Genomic DNA, 19,343 nt, shown 5'->3' on the forward strand with positions numbered 1-19,343 from the left:
ATTTTTAACATGAAGGAATTAAGATAAGGAAGAAGAAAGTTTAATTTTATAAAGGCAAGACTTAATCACCTTCATTTCTTAATGTTCTACTAGCCATTCGACTTTGTAGGAATCTCATTTGTTACATAAGTTAGAAAGTCACTCGACTACACTCAGGTTGACACCATTATTTTAACTTACTTTTTCATAAATTTCTCCAGATTTCCTATAGCTGTAGCTTGAATTTTATTTCTCAAAAAGCCTGTCCAGCCTAACAATATACCAGTAGTACCTAAAGCTTGTTTCGCCCAGGTATAAAAGTTGAAATCGTCAATATGTTTGATAATTTTTCCATTCTTAAACTCAAAACTAGCATCAATTTTATTGATTACTTTTTTTCCTGTTGATGAAAAAGTATAATAGGCATCCCAGTGTGCCCTACCAGTGTGCTCATCTGCAGAAATGTTGCTAAATTCTATCCTCATATCCTTTCCTTTTGCAATTAGCATTTCCCACATTGCTTTTACTTGGGCAGCACTTAAATTTTTAAATACAGCATCGCTAAAAGTCGCATCATCAGCATAACAAGCTTGCATTCCTTTATAATCCTTGTTTTTAAAACAGGTATAAAAATGTTGAATCAATTGTTCGTTAGTATTCATCTGGATAAGAATTAGATTGTTGTTAACAGCAGTTAACTAGTATGAATATTAGTAAGTTTTACCCGCTAATATACCTTCTATTTTATCGAGTAGATCATCAATGTCAAAAGGTTTTGCTAAAAACCCGTTTGGTCTATGTGTTCCATGCTGAATAGTTTCTGCTGTATACTTTGCAGAAATCATTAAAACCGGAATTTTGGCTGTTTTAGGATTGGTGCGTATTTGAGTCAATAAATCTCTCCCATCGCCATCTGGCAGCATGATATCTAAAATCATCAAGTCAGGATTAAAAGATTGAATATGCTCCATCATATTTTCACTTTTATTTAACCCAGCTACTTTGTAGGCTTCGCTCTGCAAAATTAGAGTGATTACATCTAAGATGGCATGATTGTCTTCAATCACTAAAATGTTCCTGTAAATTTTGGAGTTTTTTGCCAAAGCGTTAATATTTATATGGTACTGCAAATATATTTATTGCCATGACATTTAACTAAATATTTCTAGAAAATTAGCCGTAAATTTATGTTAAGATATGGAAATTAATCATACCATTTTATGGTTAACTATTTAAATTAAATTAATATGAAAAGAAATGCTACAGCCGTTTGGAATGGCACCGGAAAAGATGGAAAAGGAACATTGACCACGCAGAGTGGCACACTAAAAGACACACAATATTCTTTCAAAAGCCGCTTTGAAGAGGGTGTAGGTACAAACCCCGAAGAATTGGTAGCGGCGGCCCATTCTGGGTGCTTTACTATGAAGTTAAGCTTTAATATTTCTGCTGAAAATATTACTCCAGAAGAAATGACAACAAAAGCAATTGTAGATCTTAATCCTGAAAAAGGCGAAATTGTTGGTGTTCATTTAGAAGTGAAAGTAAAAGCAGAAGGTTTGTCTAAAGAAAAATTCGATGAGTTAGTAGCGGATGCAAAAGCAAATTGTCCGATTTCTAAATTGTTAAATACCAATATAACAATCGAAGCGGAATTATTATAATCAGTATTGTTAAATTATTTTAAGCCATTTCTAGCAATTGAAATGGCTTTTTTATTTCACAGTTTTTAACAATTAAGCAATTTATTTATCATTAACTTTGAGTCCCACATTTTGTGGAATAACCTAAATTTTATGAAGAAAACCATTTTATTAGTCGCTCTAATATTGATAAGTACCGTTTCATTCTCTCAAAATGTAATTAGTTTATTTGGTAAGGCAAATGAGTTCTTTAACTTGCTAGAGACCAACAAATATGATACTGCTCACCTATATTTTGCAGAAAGTGAGCAAGCTAAAATTACTCCAGAAAATCTCAAAAAACTGTGGACTACAATCAAAGCAAGATTAGGTAATGTAGAAACTATTGATGTATTGCAAAGTAGAGTTCAAGGTGAGTTTTTTGCTGTTACAATTGAAGGGAAATTTGAAAGAGACATTCAGAATTTTGTTTTGATGTTTAATAAGAGCGAAAAACTGGTTGGGCTTTATATGCCTCCAAAAGCGATAGCATATACAAAACCATTTTACGTTGATACAGCTTTATATACAGAAAAATCGGTATATCTACAGTCGTCTAATCATCAATTAGCGGCTATAATTACAACGCCAAAAAATATAACAAATTTTCCGATAGTTGTTTTAGTTCATGGTTCTGGTCCTGCAGATATGGATGGCACTGTTGGGCCAAATAAACCATTAAAAGACATTGCTACTGGTCTAGCTTCAAAAGGTATTGGCTCGGTGCGTTATGTAAAAAGAACAGTTATTTATCCGGCAGAATTTAATAAGGCTTTTACAGTTAAGGAAGAGGTATTGGATGATGCAGTTGCAGCTATTGCATTAGCCAAAACTGTTAAAGGAGCCGATGTAAAGAATGTTTATATCCTTGGCCATAGTTTAGGGGGAATGCTTGCTCCGCGTATAGCGACCTTAGTACCAGATTTAAAAGGGATGATTTTAGCAGCTGCGCCAGCAAGAAAATTAACAGACATTATTATTGATCAAAATAAATATGCTGTTGCTCAAGCAAAAGACACTACTGCGGCGACAAAAAAACTTCTAGCAGATGCCATTAAAGCCGTAGAGGTTACCAGGATTTCTAAATTAAGAACCACAATTAAACCAGACTCGATAATCTTAGGCTTACCAGCATCTTATTGGATCGATCTAAATGCTTATAACCAGGTTGCAGCAGCAAAAGCCTCTTTAAAAAAGATTTTTATTGCACAAGGTGGAAATGACTATCAGGTTTCTGAAGTAGACTTTAATCTTTGGAAGGCAGCATTAGCGGGTAAAACAGGTGTGACGTTAAAATTTTATCCAGAGATTAATCATTTATTAAGTCCTCAATTGGAAAAAGGAACTACTGCTCAATACCAAGTTATGGTAAATGTTTCTGAACAGGTGGTAAAAGATATTGCAGCTTTTATACTCGCAAAGTAAGGCCCAATTTTTTAATAATTAGGGCTATCTTATAATTTTCGTTTTTAAATTGTACCTTTGCAAAAAAATATTTGTTTCCCTGTTACTTGGTTTTAAATTTTGCAACCGTTTCATAAACAATAACATATAAAAAAGGTTATGAAGAAAGTTGGAGATTACAGAAAAACATTAGGTGTTACTAAAGCAACAGAGCTAAAGGAAATTAAGAGTATTTACAGAGGTTTGATGAAAGATTGGCACCCTGATAAGTTTAGTGCTGATGCAGAAAAGCATGTTGAAGCTGAAGAAAAAAGTAAAGAAATTATTGAAGCTTATAACTTTTTATTGAGCATTGCACCAGAAACTTTGGAGCATGCAAAAGATGAATATATTCAAACTACAACATTATCTAACATCCAAGATTTTCAGTTTAAAGACGCTATTCTACGCATTGATTTTTTTGATGGTAGCGCCTATGAATATTTTGATGTGCCTAGAGCAATGTACATCAAATTGGTAAATGCCGATTCTCCAGGTAGGTTTGCAAGAAGACATATCTTCAATGCATTCCCTTATCGTAACGTAGCAAAATTAGCTACAGCGTAAACTTAAATAATTATTGGTTCAATGCTTATTGAGCTATCCTAATATTTAACATTAAGGAGTTAAGATTTTCTTAATTCCTTAATGTTTTATCATGCTCTCAGCATATTCCATCCAATTCTCTATTTTAAATTGGTAATTTAAAACTTCAGGTACATTTTTACTTTCTACCTGTTTCCAATCTAAAAGTTCATCAATAAATGTTGGTTTTTCTAAACCACTAGTTAAACAAGCGCTGGTGTAAAAATCTTTTCTAGAAGGATGATGAGGTGTTACACCATGGTAAATATTGCCGAAAGCTTTTTGCTCAATAATTGCTTTTGTAATACCGATGCAATCATCTAAATGTATCAAATTGATTGGTGCCAAACCATTGGCTATTCCACTTTTTCCCGCAAAATGCTTAGCTAAATTTCGTTCTGGGCCAATTAATCCTGCAAAGCGGATGATAGTTGTTGTGAAAGCCGGATTTTGTTTTAAAACTTCTTCGGCTGCAGATAAAACTTGCCCAGCAACTGTATTGGGTTCGGGTTCATTTGTTTCGTTAACAATAAAATTTCCATTTTGGTAAATACCAGTAGAACCAATAAAAATAATCTGCTTAATCTTAGCCTTTTCAGCTGCTAATGAGATGTTTTTAATTTTGATTGGATAATCAGCTTGCGCATTCCTTTTAGGTGGTATACTGACGATTAAAACATCACAATTAAAGAAATTTTCATCATAATTGGTATGGTCACTATCAAAATTAATTAAGTACGGTTCGATATTGAACTTACTTAGGGTTTCAAGCTTTTCTTCAGTTGTGGTAGAGCCTTTTATTTCATATCCATCAGCACTAAGTGCTTTAGCCATTGCTAAACCGAACCATCCACATCCTAAAATACTGATTTTTTTAGTTGCCATAAAATGAAAAAGCCTCGAAGAGTTTAACCCCGAGGCCTATTAATGTTTTTAAAATTTATTTAACAGCTAAAGGAACTGAAACTTTTTCCCATTCTAAGGCAAAACCTTTATTGTCAATTTTGTAAACCAATCTTTCTTGAATTTCTTTTAACGCTTTTATTTTAACGTCAACTCTCAATTGATCTTCAGCTTCCTTGTAATTGAAAGGGTTTGTATTTGCTACTTCTTTGTTAAAAATAGCTGTCCAAGTACCACTTTCTTTAGGGATTAGGAAGAAATTATATTTTCCAGCTGGCAATTTTTTACCCTGAACGGTGATGTCTTTATCTGTTTCGAAAGTAGTAGTTTTATTTGCGCCCGCACGCCAAACTTTATCATACTTTTCTAATCCACCCCAAATGGTACGACCTTTTACGCCTGGGCTACTATAATTAATTGTAACGTTTGCCGCTCCAATTTTTCCTGTCGCGGTTGCAGGTGGACTTGCTGGTGCCTTTGTTTCTTGTGCAAATGCATTTGCCGAAATTGTAGCTACAAATAAGAAAGTAGCTATTGATTTGATTGTCTTTTTCATTATCATTTAATTTTTGGTTAACAGATCTGATTTCCACTAATCTAAGGTTTTAGCTTAACAAATTTCAATGTGCTAATGTTTCTTTACATTCAGTTAGCGATTTGAATAAAGTTTAAAATTTTATTATTGTAAATTTAAGCGCAAAACTTAAATCAAAACAAAATGAAATTTACAACAAAAACAGTGCTCTTGCTATTAATTGCTTTAGGCATAAATAATAGCTTAAGTGCACAATTAAAGTTGCCTGCGCCAAGTAGCACGCAAACAATTATCCAAGAATTTGGATTAGGGAAAATAACTTTGGTGTATGCTAGACCCAATGTAAAAGGCCGTAAAATGTTTGGCGGAATGGAGCCTATGGACAAAGTTTGGAGAACAGGAGCAAACGCGACTACAATGATCACTTTTACCGAACCTGTTAAAATTGAAGGACAAGATTTGCCAGCTGGCGAATATGGTTTGTTTTCTATCCCTAACGCAAAGGAATGGACGATCATTTTCAGTAAAAATGCAAAACAATGGGGTGCTTATACCTACAACCAAAACGATGATGTTTTGCGTGTAAAAGTTAAGCCAAAGGCGACAAAAGACGTAACAGAAACATTTACGATGCAATTTGTAAACGTAACAGAAAGTAAAGCACAATTACATTTAGCTTGGGAAAACACAGCGGTTACTGTAAACTTAACAACTGATGTTGATACCAAAGCAATGGCTAATATTGCTGAAGCAATGAAGGGTGAGAAAAAACCATATATGCAATCGGCTATTTATTATTTTACCAACGGTAAAGATTTAAAAACTGCTTTAGGTTGGATGGTAGAAGCTGATAAAGCAGAACCAAAAATGCCATGGACTAAGTTATGGTTAGGAAAAATGCAGCTAAAGTCTGGCGATAAAGTTGGTGCAGCAGAAAGTGCAAAAGCTGGTATCGAGTTAGCTACTACAATGAAAAATGATGAATATATCAGGCTAAATACCCAATTATTAGCAGAGGCTAAGAAATAAGTCTTGAGTCAGTATTCCCAAGTCAAATTATATAACCGCTTCAACTTTTGTTGGGGCGGTTTTTTGTTTACTCCGCTTCATTCCCACAAATTTCTGTTCGAGATGTTAGTGGGTGCATTTCGAGAATGGCAACAGGTAAGTTAAGTTCAAATCTATTTGATTGTCTTCTTTATATTGGCATAGGCAGTTGTAACTTCCATGTATGATTCGTAAAAATGTTTTTCTCCATTTAATGAAGGAGTTGGAAATAATATGCTGGTCAAGTAGTACGATTCTTCATCAAAATCAATTTTATAATAATAGAATTCATTACAAATGGTAAGCCACCATGATCCTGAAAAAAAAGGGGCTTTGGCCTTATACAAGGCAAGTCTTTTGATATCCGAGAATTTTTTTTTGAGCAGTTTACCATCTTTTGAGATTGAGATAGTTTTTTGGTGATAGTCAATCTCTATGCTTTGATAATTGGTCACCTTTCGGTACTGTAAAAACAAGTTTAGATGCGGAAAACAAAATAAGAGCCAAAAAAAAATGAAGACCAAGGCTGATACCCCTCCTTGTGGCGATTCCATAAATAGTACCTTAAATAAAACAGGAATTAGAAGAAATGATAATAATATAACCCATTTAAGGCTAAACATTTTGCCTTTCGTAGAGATTTTGTAAATCATTTTGTAAATCTAATCAATGGAATTATATAAGCGAAAATAATCACACAGCTGTTCGAGATTTTTAGCACAGCGCATCTCGAACTATTGATAGAAACGGATTTCAAATCCGTAAAATCTTTTATTCGAGATGCCTTTCAGAACATCTTAAATAGCACTTTGTTGTCAATTTTACCCTGCAGCTGAAATTTCTTTTAATTGCAATTGTTTTCCGTCAAATTTAAACACCCACCAAATTACATATTCACAAATTGAACTGTCATTTTCTGATATCTCGTCTTCTGAAACTGTTTTGCCTTTGAAGCCTTTGTTTGAGTTTGTTCCTAAGGTAAGAGTCACAAGTTTATTTTCAACTTTCACACCATAAAAATGATAGCAAGGTTCTGTTTTGATAATTGCTTTATGTTCTAAGCTCTCCTTCGTTATAAGGTTCTCTACATGCAACTTTTTAAACAGTTGGTTTAATTGGTCAATCTGCAAACTCTCTGAAATGTCTTGATAAAAACTGATGAACATACTTCTTGTTACTCTGTTGTTATTTTTTGCCAATTGTTCATTGAAGTTGTCATTGTCAATATATATACCTAATTTTTCGTTAGAAATTGGGAAACTGAAAATATCAGCCACTTTTTCTTTGTCATTAGTAGAGAAAACTGCTTGAAGTCGTTTTAGTTCTGCGATTATTATTTGTTGTTCGGAATTAGTTGCTATAGTGTCATTCAGTTGGGCTACGGTTGTTATTTCCTGACCAGCCGTTTTCTTGTCAGCTTGATTACAAGAAAGTAGTATTCCAATGATTGTCAGTAAAAGTAAGTTTTGTCTCATAATGTTAGATTTGCTTGCGTACAACTCCTAAATACACTCAAGTTATTTAGAATGAATAATGCTTTAAAGTTAATTGAAAGGATTTTTAATTGCATCTTAACTAAAAATCTAACATTTTACGCTAAAATTTAATCTGCGAATCAGCGGCTTTATTTCCCATCAAACTTTGTATGATTAATGCAAAAATTACAACCAATAAACAGCCAATTACATTAAGCCATAAATAAGCCACTACTTCACTATAACCACAAATACAAACAATAACTTCAGCTAATAGGGCGCCATAGAAAACTGCTTTCCCCTTTACAGATTTAAGGTAAAAAGCGACGATGAAAACGCCCAAGATTGTACCGTAAATAAATGATCCTAAAATGTTTACTGCTTCGAGCAAATTGCCAATTTTGCTAGCAAACAATGCCATCACTATACAAACAATACCCCATATAATGGTAGACCATCGAGAGGCTTTTACATACTCACTATCACTTGCATTTTTATTAATTAAGCGCTTATAAATATCTACCACACTTGTAGAAGCCAATGAGTTTAATGCGCTCGCTGTAGAACCCATAGAAGCTAAAAAGATTATAGCGATTAATAATCCAATTAATCCCTTTGGTAGGTATTGTGTAACAAAGCTTAAAAAAATGTAGTTGTTATCATTTATATTCGCTTTCTCATCATTTTTGATCATGAGGTCGGTTAGTTCTTTGCGAATCGTTTTAGTTTCTTCATCCGCTTTTTTAACCGCAATTCTTTGTTGATTTATTGCTGTTGGTTCATTTGCATCTAATGCTTGATCTAATTTCTCTACTTCTTTCTTTTTGCTTTCGAAAGCTTGGTTGTAATTAATTTTAATTTTATCCAGCTCTGCTTTATACTTACTTTCCTCTAGTTTATTTAATTCATAGCTATTAAAAAATAAGGGTGCTTTATTATACTGATAAAAGGTAAAGACCAATACACCGATTAATAGAATTAAAAATTGCATTGGAATTTTAACCAAACCATTCATCAATAGAGCTAATCTACTTTGACCTACAGAAGCCCCACTTAAGTAACGTCCAACTTGACTTTGATCTGTACCGAAATAGGAGAGTTGTAAAAAGAAACCACCAATAATTCCACTCCAAATGTTGTAGGGATTTTTCCAGTCGAAGTTAAAATCTATCGCATTTGTTCTTCCCATTTTCCCGGCAATGCTGACGGCCTTTTCGAAACCTACACTTCCTGGTAAGAGATGAACAACCATTACTCCTGCAGCAAACATACCACAGAAAATAATACTCATTTGTAAAAGCTGTGTATAAGAGACGGCTTTTGTACCTCCATAAACAGTATAGAAAATCACCAATCCGCCAATAAACAAAGTGGTAAACGTGGTGTCTATGTCTAATATGGTAGATAAAATTATAGATGGGGCATAAATTGTAATTCCTGTTGATAATCCCCTTTGGATTAAAAACAAAAACGCGGTTAAGGCTCTTGTATTTAAATCGAAACGTTGCTCTAAATATTCATAAGCAGTATAAACTTTAAGGCGGTGAAAGATTGGTACAAATGCAATGCAAAGCACAATCATCGCCAATGGCAAACCAAAATAGAATTGTACAAAGCTCATTCCCGAAGTGTAGGCTAAGCCTGGTGCAGAAAGAAAGGTAATTGCGCTTGCTTGTGTAGCCATTACAGACAGGCAAACTGTATACCAAGGCAAACTTTGATTGGCCAACAAATAAGCCTGCATGCTCTGTGCACCTCGGCTTTTATAAACACCATAACCAACGATAGCTAGTAGTGTTGTCATTAAAACTGCCCAGTCTATATAGCTCATTCGAAATATTTTGTAAAAGCGTAAAACATTAGAATAAGTAAAACAAGCCAAGCCATTAGCAGAAAATAAAACTGTTTCCAGGTTTTTACAAACGGTGGAAGGTCTTTCTCATGTTGCTTTTCTTTCATTTTATGGTTGTTTTGGAGCAAGTAAATTTGCGAATAAACGGTAAGCTCCTGGAACACCAGCAGGCAATTCTCTAAAGAAAACTAGAGAAGTATAAACGAATTTTCCTTTGCCATAGTCAGCAACGAGTAAAGCACCATCACTCGCAGGTTCTCCAGTATCATTCATACTTAAAATGGTTGTATATTTTGGGTCTATATCTGTTGCAAAGTATAATCCCCTTTCTTGAATCCAACCTTCAAAATCTTTAGTTGTAATTTTATTTGGGTAGTTTAATGCAGCATGCGCTGGAGTAATGAAGTTAATTTTCGCATCCTCTTCGGTTACCCTTTTGTTGGCTAGTTTAAACGGATAGGGGCCAATATTAGTTGTCTTTAGCCCGTTATTTACATTGTACTGAATTAATAATGTTCCGCCATTTTCAACATATGCTAATAACTTAGGTTGGATAATTCTAGCTTCATCTGTAATATTGTAAAAGCGAACACCAACAACAATGGCATCATAAGTTGATAAGTCATTATTAAGCGCCTGTACTGCATTTAAATGGGTAACCTGATAGCCCATTTCCTTTAAAGCAGCAGCAACCAAATCGCCAGCACCCTCAATATAAGCAATGTTTTTACCTACTGTTTTCAGGTCAATTTTCTCTAATCTGGCGGTTGCCTGAGGAAAGATAGTTATGGTAGGGATATGCTCATAGCTGATGGTTTTTAAACCTTTATCATCTACCTTTCCGTTGATGTTAACTTGAAGCGTGATGCTGCCACTGCTTACTTCATTTCCAGGAGTAATGCTAAAACTAATATTTTGCTCATCACCTTTTCTAGCTAAACTGAAATCTATTTTTTCTGGATTACTCTTCCATCCCTTTGGTAATTGAGGGGTTACAAAACCGGGGCTGTTATTGCGAAAACTCTTTAATTGAATTGATATTGTTTTGGTAGAATTACCATTAAAAACATAAGCTTTTTCACTTAGCGTTGCTGTTACAGTTGGCGCTATAATTAAAGGTTGGTAACGCTCACCACGAATTGGGTCTGTTGATTTAAAAACTACAGGACTATTCAACTCAATATTCTGACTGCCAAAATTTAAGAGTAATTTAACAGATAAACGTTTGGGATTTTCTGGATTGCCAACTTCTTCCTGATTTTCTATTATATATTGCCCAATTGGGTGATTTTTCTGAAGCCAATACGGTTGCGAAGTTTGAGTTGAAGAAACCTTAAAATCTGTATTTGTTAATTTATTGGGCTCAAGAACCACGGTTTTGGTTGGAGTGGTTAAAGAAATTGATGTTTTTGATCTAGCTATTGCTTGTATTCTAACTGGAATAGAATCTCCTACAGCATAAACATTTTCTGGTGTGCTCACTTCTGTCCAAATACCTGCACAAGCTAAAATTAAATCATCTACCAATTGATGGTCGAAATCAATCTCCTTTGTTGCTGTTTTTAATTTCAAAAGGCTTGGTAATGACAACCAAGGTTCATTAACTTTAAAATTGCTTTGAATTTCTGATAGAATGGATTGAACGTTTTTATTGTCAATAGTTGTTTTAACACCATCAAAAATAGAAGTTTTGGCAGGCTCTCCACCAACGCTACTAAAAAATTCAATAGATTCTCCTCTTTGTAAGGTTGAACCAAAGCCTTGGCTTTTATGGTTTGTTCTGCTAATGGCAGCAATTTCGCCATAGCTTTTTCCTACTAATGGATTGTATAAACCAACATCTAATTTAAGTTGATCAGGGGCAGTAGTATTATTACCTCCGAAATTAAAAGTGTTCCAAAGTATTCGTTTTGCTTGCCAAACTTTAACATATTTCAACTGCTCTGGAAAACGTTTAGCATCTGCAGCCGCTACAAATGCTTCTCTGGCTAAAATTGCCGAACCTGCGTGATGCCCGTGACCCGCTCTTGAATCTTCAGGAAAACGAGTAATTATTACATCTGGCCTAAACTTTCGTATAACCCAAACTACATCTGCTAAGATTTGTTCTTTGCCCCAAATTTTAAAACTTTCATCTGCTGTTTTTGAGAAGCCAAAATCATTTGCTCGTGTAAAAAACTGTTCAGCCCCATCAACTTTTCTTGCGGCTAGTAATTCCTGAGTTCTAATTAAACCTAATAGCTCTGCTTGTTCATTACCTATTAAATTCTGGCCGCCATCACCCCTGGTTAGAGATAAGTACCCAGCTCTAACTTTTACTTCTTTTGCCAAGTAAGCCAATAGGCGAGTGTTTTCATCATCAGGATGTGCTGCAATATAAAGCACACTTCCTTTTACATTTAATTTTGCTATACCTAATGCAATATCTGCAGCATTCATTTGTTGCATTTGCGCATTTAACAAACAAGGAGAAAATAAAAAGAGAGTGAGGTAAAATAGCCGTTTCATACAAGAATTTAAGTCACTAAATTAATTAATAATATAATAGAACCAATGGTGATGTAATTGTAGTTGCGTAACAATTTGACTTACATTTAATAGTTTTGGTACCATAGTTGATTATACCTTTGTGTTTAATTAATCGTTATAAAGTGATGAATAGAATATTTTTAGGTTTTCTGCTAATTGTAGGATTATCCGCATGCAGTGTAAATAAACAAGCGCAACAGATTAAAGCTTTAGAAAAGTGCGATTACAAGCTTTTAAATGCAACTAATATTACTATTGCAGGCACTAATGTCCAAAAATTAATTAATGGAAATTCAATAGATCTTACCAGTATTCCATCATTAGCTTTAGGTTATTTAAGAAAAGATATTCCATTAAAAGCGAACTTAAACTTAGAAATTAGCAATCCGTCTACAACTTTAGCAGCCATAAATAATTTTGATTACATCATTTTAATCAATAAACAAGAAATTGCAAATGGTACAGTTGATCAAAGAGTAAGTATAGATGCTGGCCAAACTGTGAAAGTCCCTGTTCAACTAAATGCTAATATTTACAAGTTTTTGGCCGATGGATCAATGCTATCAGACATTACAGATTTTGTAAAGGCTGCAAACACCGGGTCTGAAAAGAAAGGAATGGTTACTTTAAAAATTCGTCCATCTATTATGGTTGGAAGCGGCTTGGTAAAATATCCTGGCTATATAACCATTGATAAAGAAGTGAGTAGTAAAATTTTGTTGTAAATTTTTGCAATGAATACAGATTTAAAATTTGTTATCAAAATCATTGCATGTCTGTAATTTCCGTTTAACAAGGCTGATAATTTTGTTTGTGCTAATTTTTTTTTAAAATTCTACTGGAGAATTTGTTTTTACGAAATATTTCGTAGTTTCGTATGTACGAAAGTGTTCGTATTTAATTATTGTTATACCGATGATGCAACATTTTAAATAATGCTACGTCTCTGTAGCAAGAACCAAACAAACAAATTTTATGAAGAGAAACTTACTTGCCCTTACTTTAATTTTTTTATCAACCATTTTGTATGCCCAAAAGGGTAGCATAACCGGAACATTAGTTGATAGTACGAACCATAAAACCACTTTAAATTATGCAACTATCTCTATTTTTAAAGGAACAGATACAGTTTTAACTACCTATAAATTATCTGATGATAAAGGTGTTTTTAAGATAAACAACTTAGAGTTGGGCGTAAAATATCGTTTAGTAATTAATGCTTGGATGTACAATGTGTTGCGCAAAGAAGTCGTAATAACCGCAACAGAACCAAACCTAAATGTTGGGAATCTGCTGTTGTCAGAGAAAAGAAATAACTTGAATGAAGTGGTTATTATGTCTGAAAGACCACCAGTTATTGTTAGAAAAGATACCATAGAATTTAATGCAGAATCTTTTAAAACACTGCCTAGTGCTGTTGTTGAAGATTTATTGAAAAAGCTACCAGGTGTAGCTATTGACGCCAATGGAGCAATCATGGTTAATGGAAAATCTGTGAGTAAAATATTAGTAGATGGCAAAGAGTTTTTTGGTGGAGATCAACAAATTGCTACAAAAAACCTTCCAGCCAATATTATTGATAAAGTACAATTGAGTGACGACCCAGAAGCAAAACGAAGAGATCCCGATATTGTAGCGGGCAACGTTCCACAAATTATTAATCTTAAACTAAAAAAAGCAATTAAAAGTGGTGCTTTTGGAAAGTTCTATGCTGGTGGCGGGCCAAAAGAATTATATGAAGCAGGTGGGATCATGAATTTTTTTAGAGACACTACACAGGTAAGTATTTTAGGATATAGTAACAATGCCAACAAGCCAGGTTTTAGTATATCAGATGTGATGCGCATCGGCGGATTTTCAAGATCAGGTGTTAATTCTACCTCAATCAACTCCGATGGAGCTTTTAGCCTCAACGGAATTTCTTTTGGTGGTTCTATGAATGGAGGTGTTCAAAAGTCAGCTGGTGGAGGGGCCAATTTTAACACCATCACAAAAAAGGGATTAAAGGTTAATGGGAAATATTTTCTAGGTTATAGTGATAATTTTACCAATCAACAAACAGACGTAGACCAAACGTTGGGCAATAGGCGATTGTTTATCAATACAAACTCATTAGAGACCAATAGGGCCTATAGCCATAATTTTGGCGGTAGGATAGAAGCGCAACTTGATAGTTTAACGAAATTAACCATAGAGCCTAATGTTTCCATAGGTATTACAAATATCAATGGCACTTTAAAAACAACTACTTTTAACAACAACTTGCAGTTAGAAAGCGACGGTAACAATGCGTCTAGATCAAAAGGAAGAACAAATGATATCAATCTAAGCACAAGTTTATGGAAAGACTTTAAAAAAACAGGCAGGTCTTTAAACTTGACTATGAATATATCTAGGCGAGAAAATCTAATGGACAACTATAACATTAACCAAAGTAACTTTTATGACCCGCAAAATCCGAGTGTTTATTTAGATCAATGGAGAGATAACAATATTTCTAACTTCAACCTTAACCTAAATGGTAATTATAGCGAACCAATAAGTAAAGCTTTAACATTAAGCATAGCTAGTAATGCCAATTATATTGACAACGAAAATGCATTAGCTACTTTTATTAAGAATCCTAATAATCAACAGTATGATATTGCAGTGCCAGATCGTAGTGAAACTGTAGTTCAAAGTGGTTATAAAACAAACAACAGGATCAGTCTACGATGGAAGGTAACCAAGGATTTAAACATCCAACCAGGTTTTGTTTTTAACACAATCGATTTAAAAAATGAGTTTGCAAATAACACAAGCTTCGAGCAGCATTTCAATTTTTTTGCACCCCAACTCACCATCAAGTATAAAAATTTAAGCTTTAATTATTCTCCCTCATTTAGAGAAGCTGATGTAAGATACCTGCAGCCAGTAGCCAATAATACCAATCAGTTTTTCATTCAGAACGGGAACCCTAACTTAAGACCATCTAAAACTCACCAAGTAAACATGAATTTGTATAAATATGATACACAGAAAACATTAAGTTACAATTTGTATTTAGGTGGTAGTGTACAAAATGACGGTGTAATTATGGCGAGGGTAATTGGCGATGGGGGTGTACAAACCTCTACTCCCGTTAATCAAAATGGTATCTGGCAATTCCATAGCAATGGTAATATTTCCAAAGATTTTAAAGGCGTTAAAAGGCAATTTACCATTAGCACCGGGTATTGGGGTAATTATAATAGAAGTTATGTTATCGTAAATGGAAATAAAAGTAATAGTCAAATTATCAATGGAGGTCCGAGACTCGGAGGAAGAATTAATTTAAACGATAAATTTGAGTTTGGAGAAACCTATAGCTTTGGCTTTAACAAAAGTCAATACGAAAACGATTTCTTTAAAAACCTAGACTATTACAATCACAGTAGCGATACAGAAATGATTATTCGTTTGCCTAAAAAAGTGGTTTGGGAAACCAACTATCGCTTGCAGTACAATACACAAACACTTAATGGGCAAAATAATACCATTAGCTTTTGGAATGCAGCAGTTACGTTTTTATTTATGAAAAATGATAGGTTACAGCTAAAGGCTAGTTTCAATGATATCTTGAACACCAATAATAGGCGTTACGTTTACATTACTGAAAATACGGCAAGAGATTTAAGGGTAAATAACATCGGTAGGCACGGACTATTTACACTCACTTATAATATCCAAAATTTTGGTGGCAAAGTAGGTGGCAAGGATACAATGTTTAGGTTTTAATTGCACTCGATTACCACATAGGTACATAGAAAATAAGTAAGACTATGTATCTATGTGGTAAAAAATTTACGCCTTAGGTTTATAAGTAGCAATCTGTTTGGCCATTCCTTTAAATAAAACCAAATGAAAAGGGTACATGGCATACCAATAAAGTCTGCCCCATAAACCATGAGGCCTAAAAGTTGCAATTTGAGAAAGGTAAGATTTGCCATGAAATTGCACTACTTTTAGCTCAAGCCAAGCTTCGCCGGGTACTTTCATTTCTGCATAAAGTAGTAAGCGTTTATGCTCTTTATCCGCCAGTAAAACCCGCCAAAAATCTAGTACATCTCCGGCTTGTAAACTTGTATTACTTGTTCTTCCTCGTCTAGTGCCTACGCCACCAAACATCTTATCTAAAAAACCACGTAAGCTCCAAAGCCAATCTAAATAATACCAACCTCTGGTGCCACCAATACCCCAAATGTTATCAAAAACTTCTTCTGCTTTGCGTTCAAAAAGCATCTTCACTTTATATTCTACAGTCCCGTTTTGTGGTACCTTAACCTGATCCATAAAAGAAGTTTCTAAGTAGCCCCTGTTTAATGCATCTTTCCAGCTACTCACAATGGAGTTTTGCTCAATCTTTTCGAACGCAAGTTTTAAAGCTTCTTTGTAAGTAAGGCAAGGTTTCGGAACCACTTTTTTAATGTTGTCATTTTTACAGATCACTTCAACTTTCATACTATCTACTAAGCTCCTAGCCAAAGAATAAGGAACGGCGGTAACTAAATTTAGCCACAATGAAGAAAGCTTTGGCGTTAGAACCGGAACGGTAACAATCCATCTTTTTAAACCTCTAGATTCTGCATATTGCAAAAGCATTTGTTTGTAGGTTAAAATATCTGGTCCGCCAATATCAAAAACTTGTTGGTAAGCTTTTTCATTGCCCAAAACCTCACATAAATATTCAAGTACATCTCTAATGGCGATAGGTTGGCATTTTGTGCTAACCCATTTTGGAGCAACCATAACCGGAAGTTTTTCTGTTAGATCTCTAATAATTTCGAAAGATGCAGAGCCGGAACCTATAATAATTGCTGCTCGCAGGATAGTGTAAGCCAAACCAGAATTTTTCAATTCATCCTCAACCGCCAAACGAGAGCTTAAATGTTTAGAGAGCTCATCGCCATTAACAATTCCAGTTAAATAAATAAGCTGTTTGCAATTGGTTTGTTTAATCTGCTGCACAAAATTTTGAGCAGATTTTAGTTCTAGATCTGCAAAATCACCATCACTACCAGACATTGAATGTACCAGGTAATAAGTTGCATCAATGTTTGTTGGAATGTTTTTTAAAATATCTGGTTTGAGTAAATCGCCAGTAACAATTTGAACTTTATCGCCAAAATCACTTTCTAGGGCAAACCTTCGTGGATCACGAACCATGCAAACTACTTCATGGCCTTGTGCTAATAAAAGTGGAAGTAAGCGGGTACCAATGTAACCATTGGCACCTGTAAGTAAAATTTTCATGATTGCGAATGAATGACTACTTACGTAACAACCAATCTAAACGATTTGTTAGTTCCTTTTTACATGAGGTTTAAAAGTATCTGTTCTTACAGTAGCCTTTAATTCATGTAAAATGTTGTATAGACCAAAATTGGTGCGATTAATATAAATAAAATGTTTAACCCCACGTGCTTGTTTAAACTCTGGCATTTTAGCAACCTTTTCGCCATAGGTATATAAATCTTCAAAAAACTGCTCTTGGCTAAAATCAAATGTATCGGTAACATAAGGTTTAGCAAATAGAGAAATCATTTCTTTATAAGCTTTATAATAGAATTCTATTTGTGCAGAAGTATCATTTGGCAAAATCATTTGTAGCTTTCTAAAAGCTTTGATGGTTTCTTCTTTGTTATTAAATAAATCTGTTGAGGTTAGAGAGAAAAATGGTTCATAAAAGTCATCAGGCATCTCTTTAATGCAGCCAAAATCTATTGCTCCAAGCTTTTCATCTTTGGTAATTAAGAAGTTTCCAGGATGAGGGTCTGCATGTACTTTTCTTAACTCGTGTTGCTGAAAATTATAGAAATCCCATAAAGCCTGTCCTATTTTGTTTTTTAGCTCCTGAGAAGGATTACTCTTTAGAAATTCTTTTAAATGTTGTCCTTCAATCCAATCCATTGTAATGATCCTACTGCTTGAAAGTGCAGGATAATAACCAGGAAAAACAACATTTTCTAAATTCTTACAAGCTTCTGCAAATTCAATAGAGCTACGTACTTCACGTTCATAATCAGTTTCTTCCAACAAACGTTCTTCTACCTCTTTCATATAAATGCTCAATTCCTTTTCGCTCATACCCAACAAACGAAAAGCAATAGGTTTCACCATTTTTAAATCTGATGAAATGCTATCTCCAACTCCCGGATACTGAATTTTAACAGCTAGCTTTTTGCCGTCTAATTCAGCTTCATGAACTTGACCAATTGAAGCCGCGTGAGTAGATTTGATGTTAAACTTGTCGAATATTTTTTCTGGTGTTTTACCGAAACTCTTGGTAAAGGTTCTTACAATAAGAGGTCCAGATAAGGGAGGGGCATTGTATTGCGATTGCGTAAATTTATCTACATAAGCCCTTGGTAGGATATTTTTATCCATACTAAGCATTTGCGCAATTTTTAGCGCAGAACCTTTCAATTCGCTTAAAGAATTGTAAATATCTGATGCATTATCTTCATTCAACTCATCACGACTAAGTTCTGGATTGAATAGTTTTTTAGAATAATGTTTAATGTAATTTCCGCCAATCTGAAAACCTGTTTTTACAAATTTTGCAGAACGTTCTACCTTAGTGGTAGGCATGGTTTCTTGTGCTTTCATCCCCTCTTAAAATCCCATCTTTTCTTTCAACTTTCCGTTTTGTGTAAGAAACTTTCCATATTCGAAAAGGTTGTCTATTGGAGAACGTTGAAATAAATCAAATGTAACTTGAATCCCTTTTTCTATGGCTTCATCAGTTTTTTCAAATCCATTACTGTCATCATCCACCCAAAAATTTAAGATGAAAGCATATTGAACCCAAAGTGCATCTTTATACCGTTTGCTAAGGAATTTGCGGTCGGCTAGCTCGCCACTTTCTAGACCTTCATTAATAATTTGCTCTGCAAAGTTTAAAAATATTGGTTTAGCGCCCGATAAAACTTCAGGAGTTGATAATCTTTTGCCGTGTTTTTTTAAACTGTAGATCACGAAACTCCTTTGGCTTTTTAGCAACTCTACATAGCTATAAAAAAATGACAACATTTTCTCTCTTGAAGAATATTGCTCCCAAGGTTCTTGCTTCTGAATTTCGTCAATGGTTTCTATGGTTAGCTCAAACCAAATGTTCTTTTCTATGCTCTCGAAAGATGCATAAAAAGCATAAAAATCAGCTTCTGTTATTTTTAATTTTTTAACAAAACTGTAAACTGATTTAGGTTGCTCATCATGTGTTAAAACATAATCGAGGTAACCCTTTTTAATTTGTGCTGCAGTTGCCATTTTCTTTTTATTTAAAAACGTAAAAA

At 34.3% G+C, this 19,343-nt stretch carries 17 protein-coding genes; 6 read left to right on the forward strand and 11 right to left on the reverse strand.

From position 1 onward, the window contains the following. Positions 1-176 precede the first annotated feature (176 nt). Positions 177-641, reverse strand: a complete 465-nt coding sequence (locus FA048_RS04785) for a nuclear transport factor 2 family protein (RefSeq protein WP_136839060.1) — start codon at positions 639-641, stop codon at positions 177-179. 48 nt (positions 642-689) lie between these two features. Continuing rightward, complete coding sequence (locus FA048_RS04790; protein WP_136839061.1) at positions 690-1,082, reverse strand: response regulator transcription factor; 393 nt, start codon at positions 1,080-1,082, stop codon at positions 690-692. Between the two features lie 144 nt (positions 1,083-1,226). Between FA048_RS04790 and FA048_RS04795 the strand changes: the two genes are divergently transcribed. The 3 genes from FA048_RS04795 to FA048_RS04805 all read left to right on the forward strand — a co-directional run bounded on the left by FA048_RS04795 (position 1,227) and on the right by FA048_RS04805 (position 3,671). Continuing rightward, complete coding sequence (locus tag FA048_RS04795) at positions 1,227-1,643, forward strand: OsmC family protein (RefSeq protein WP_136839062.1); 417 nt, start codon at positions 1,227-1,229, stop codon at positions 1,641-1,643. 132 nt (positions 1,644-1,775) lie between these two features. Further along, the gene (locus FA048_RS04800) at positions 1,776-3,086 is read left to right on the forward strand and encodes a DUF3887 domain-containing protein (protein WP_136839063.1); all 1,311 of its coding nucleotides are present in this window, start codon (positions 1,776-1,778) and stop codon (positions 3,084-3,086) included. 138 nt (positions 3,087-3,224) lie between these two features. Next, positions 3,225-3,671, forward strand: a complete 447-nt coding sequence (locus FA048_RS04805; protein ID WP_136839064.1) for a KTSC domain-containing protein — start codon at positions 3,225-3,227, stop codon at positions 3,669-3,671. 78 nt (positions 3,672-3,749) lie between these two features. Here the strand turns inward: FA048_RS04805 and FA048_RS04810 are convergent, their stop codons facing one another. Then, on the reverse strand, positions 3,750-4,574 hold the full coding sequence (locus tag FA048_RS04810; protein ID WP_136839065.1) for an NAD(P)H-binding protein: 825 nt from the start codon (positions 4,572-4,574) through the stop codon (positions 3,750-3,752). Positions 4,575-4,629: 55 nt separating this feature from the next. Continuing rightward, positions 4,630-5,148, reverse strand: coding sequence for a DUF2911 domain-containing protein (locus FA048_RS04815; protein WP_136839066.1), 519 nt, complete (start codon positions 5,146-5,148; stop codon positions 4,630-4,632). Positions 5,149-5,310: 162 nt separating this feature from the next. Between FA048_RS04815 and FA048_RS04820 the strand changes: the two genes are divergently transcribed. Next, positions 5,311-6,156, forward strand: coding sequence for a DUF2911 domain-containing protein (locus FA048_RS04820; RefSeq protein WP_136839067.1), 846 nt, complete (start codon positions 5,311-5,313; stop codon positions 6,154-6,156). Positions 6,157-6,308: 152 nt separating this feature from the next. Here the strand turns inward: FA048_RS04820 and FA048_RS04825 are convergent, their stop codons facing one another. The 4 genes from FA048_RS04825 to FA048_RS04840 form a co-directional block, all read right to left on the reverse strand. After that, positions 6,309-6,629 (reverse strand): hypothetical protein, encoded by a 321-nt coding sequence (locus tag FA048_RS04825; protein ID WP_136839068.1) that lies wholly within the window; start codon positions 6,627-6,629, stop codon positions 6,309-6,311. A gap of 366 nt (positions 6,630-6,995) precedes the next feature. Further along, positions 6,996-7,649, reverse strand: coding sequence for a hypothetical protein (locus tag FA048_RS04830; protein WP_136839069.1), 654 nt, complete (start codon positions 7,647-7,649; stop codon positions 6,996-6,998). Between the two features lie 121 nt (positions 7,650-7,770). Next, complete coding sequence (locus FA048_RS04835) at positions 7,771-9,480, reverse strand: sodium:solute symporter (protein WP_136839070.1); 1,710 nt, start codon at positions 9,478-9,480, stop codon at positions 7,771-7,773. Positions 9,481-9,609: 129 nt separating this feature from the next. Then, on the reverse strand, positions 9,610-12,009 hold the full coding sequence (locus tag FA048_RS04840; protein ID WP_136839071.1) for a PIG-L family deacetylase: 2,400 nt from the start codon (positions 12,007-12,009) through the stop codon (positions 9,610-9,612). A gap of 146 nt (positions 12,010-12,155) precedes the next feature. Here FA048_RS04840 and FA048_RS04845 point away from each other — a divergent pair, with 146 nt between their 5' ends. Continuing rightward, the gene (locus FA048_RS04845; protein WP_136839072.1) at positions 12,156-12,755 is read left to right on the forward strand and encodes a hypothetical protein; all 600 of its coding nucleotides are present in this window, start codon (positions 12,156-12,158) and stop codon (positions 12,753-12,755) included. Positions 12,756-13,005: 250 nt separating this feature from the next. Next, positions 13,006-15,786, forward strand: a complete 2,781-nt coding sequence (locus FA048_RS04850; RefSeq protein WP_136839073.1) for an outer membrane beta-barrel protein — start codon at positions 13,006-13,008, stop codon at positions 15,784-15,786. Positions 15,787-15,852: 66 nt separating this feature from the next. On the opposite strand, the gene FA048_RS04855 is transcribed toward FA048_RS04850, so the two are convergent. Genes FA048_RS04855 through FA048_RS04865 form a run of 3 tightly spaced genes read right to left on the reverse strand, consistent with a single transcriptional unit; the run spans position 15,853 to position 19,317 of the window. Next, on the reverse strand, positions 15,853-17,301 hold the full coding sequence (locus tag FA048_RS04855; protein WP_136839074.1) for an SDR family oxidoreductase: 1,449 nt from the start codon (positions 17,299-17,301) through the stop codon (positions 15,853-15,855). 48 nt (positions 17,302-17,349) lie between these two features. Beyond that, positions 17,350-18,657, reverse strand: a complete 1,308-nt coding sequence (locus FA048_RS04860; protein ID WP_136839075.1) for an ABC1 kinase family protein — start codon at positions 18,655-18,657, stop codon at positions 17,350-17,352. A 6-nt stretch (positions 18,658-18,663) separates the two neighbouring features. Then, positions 18,664-19,317, reverse strand: coding sequence for a TetR family transcriptional regulator C-terminal domain-containing protein (locus tag FA048_RS04865; protein WP_136839076.1), 654 nt, complete (start codon positions 19,315-19,317; stop codon positions 18,664-18,666). Positions 19,318-19,343: the final 26 nt, after the last annotated feature.

Origin of the sequence: Pedobacter polaris, assembly GCF_005116505.1 — a bacterium.
Classification (GTDB): domain Bacteria; phylum Bacteroidota; class Bacteroidia; order Sphingobacteriales; family Sphingobacteriaceae; genus Pedobacter; species Pedobacter polaris.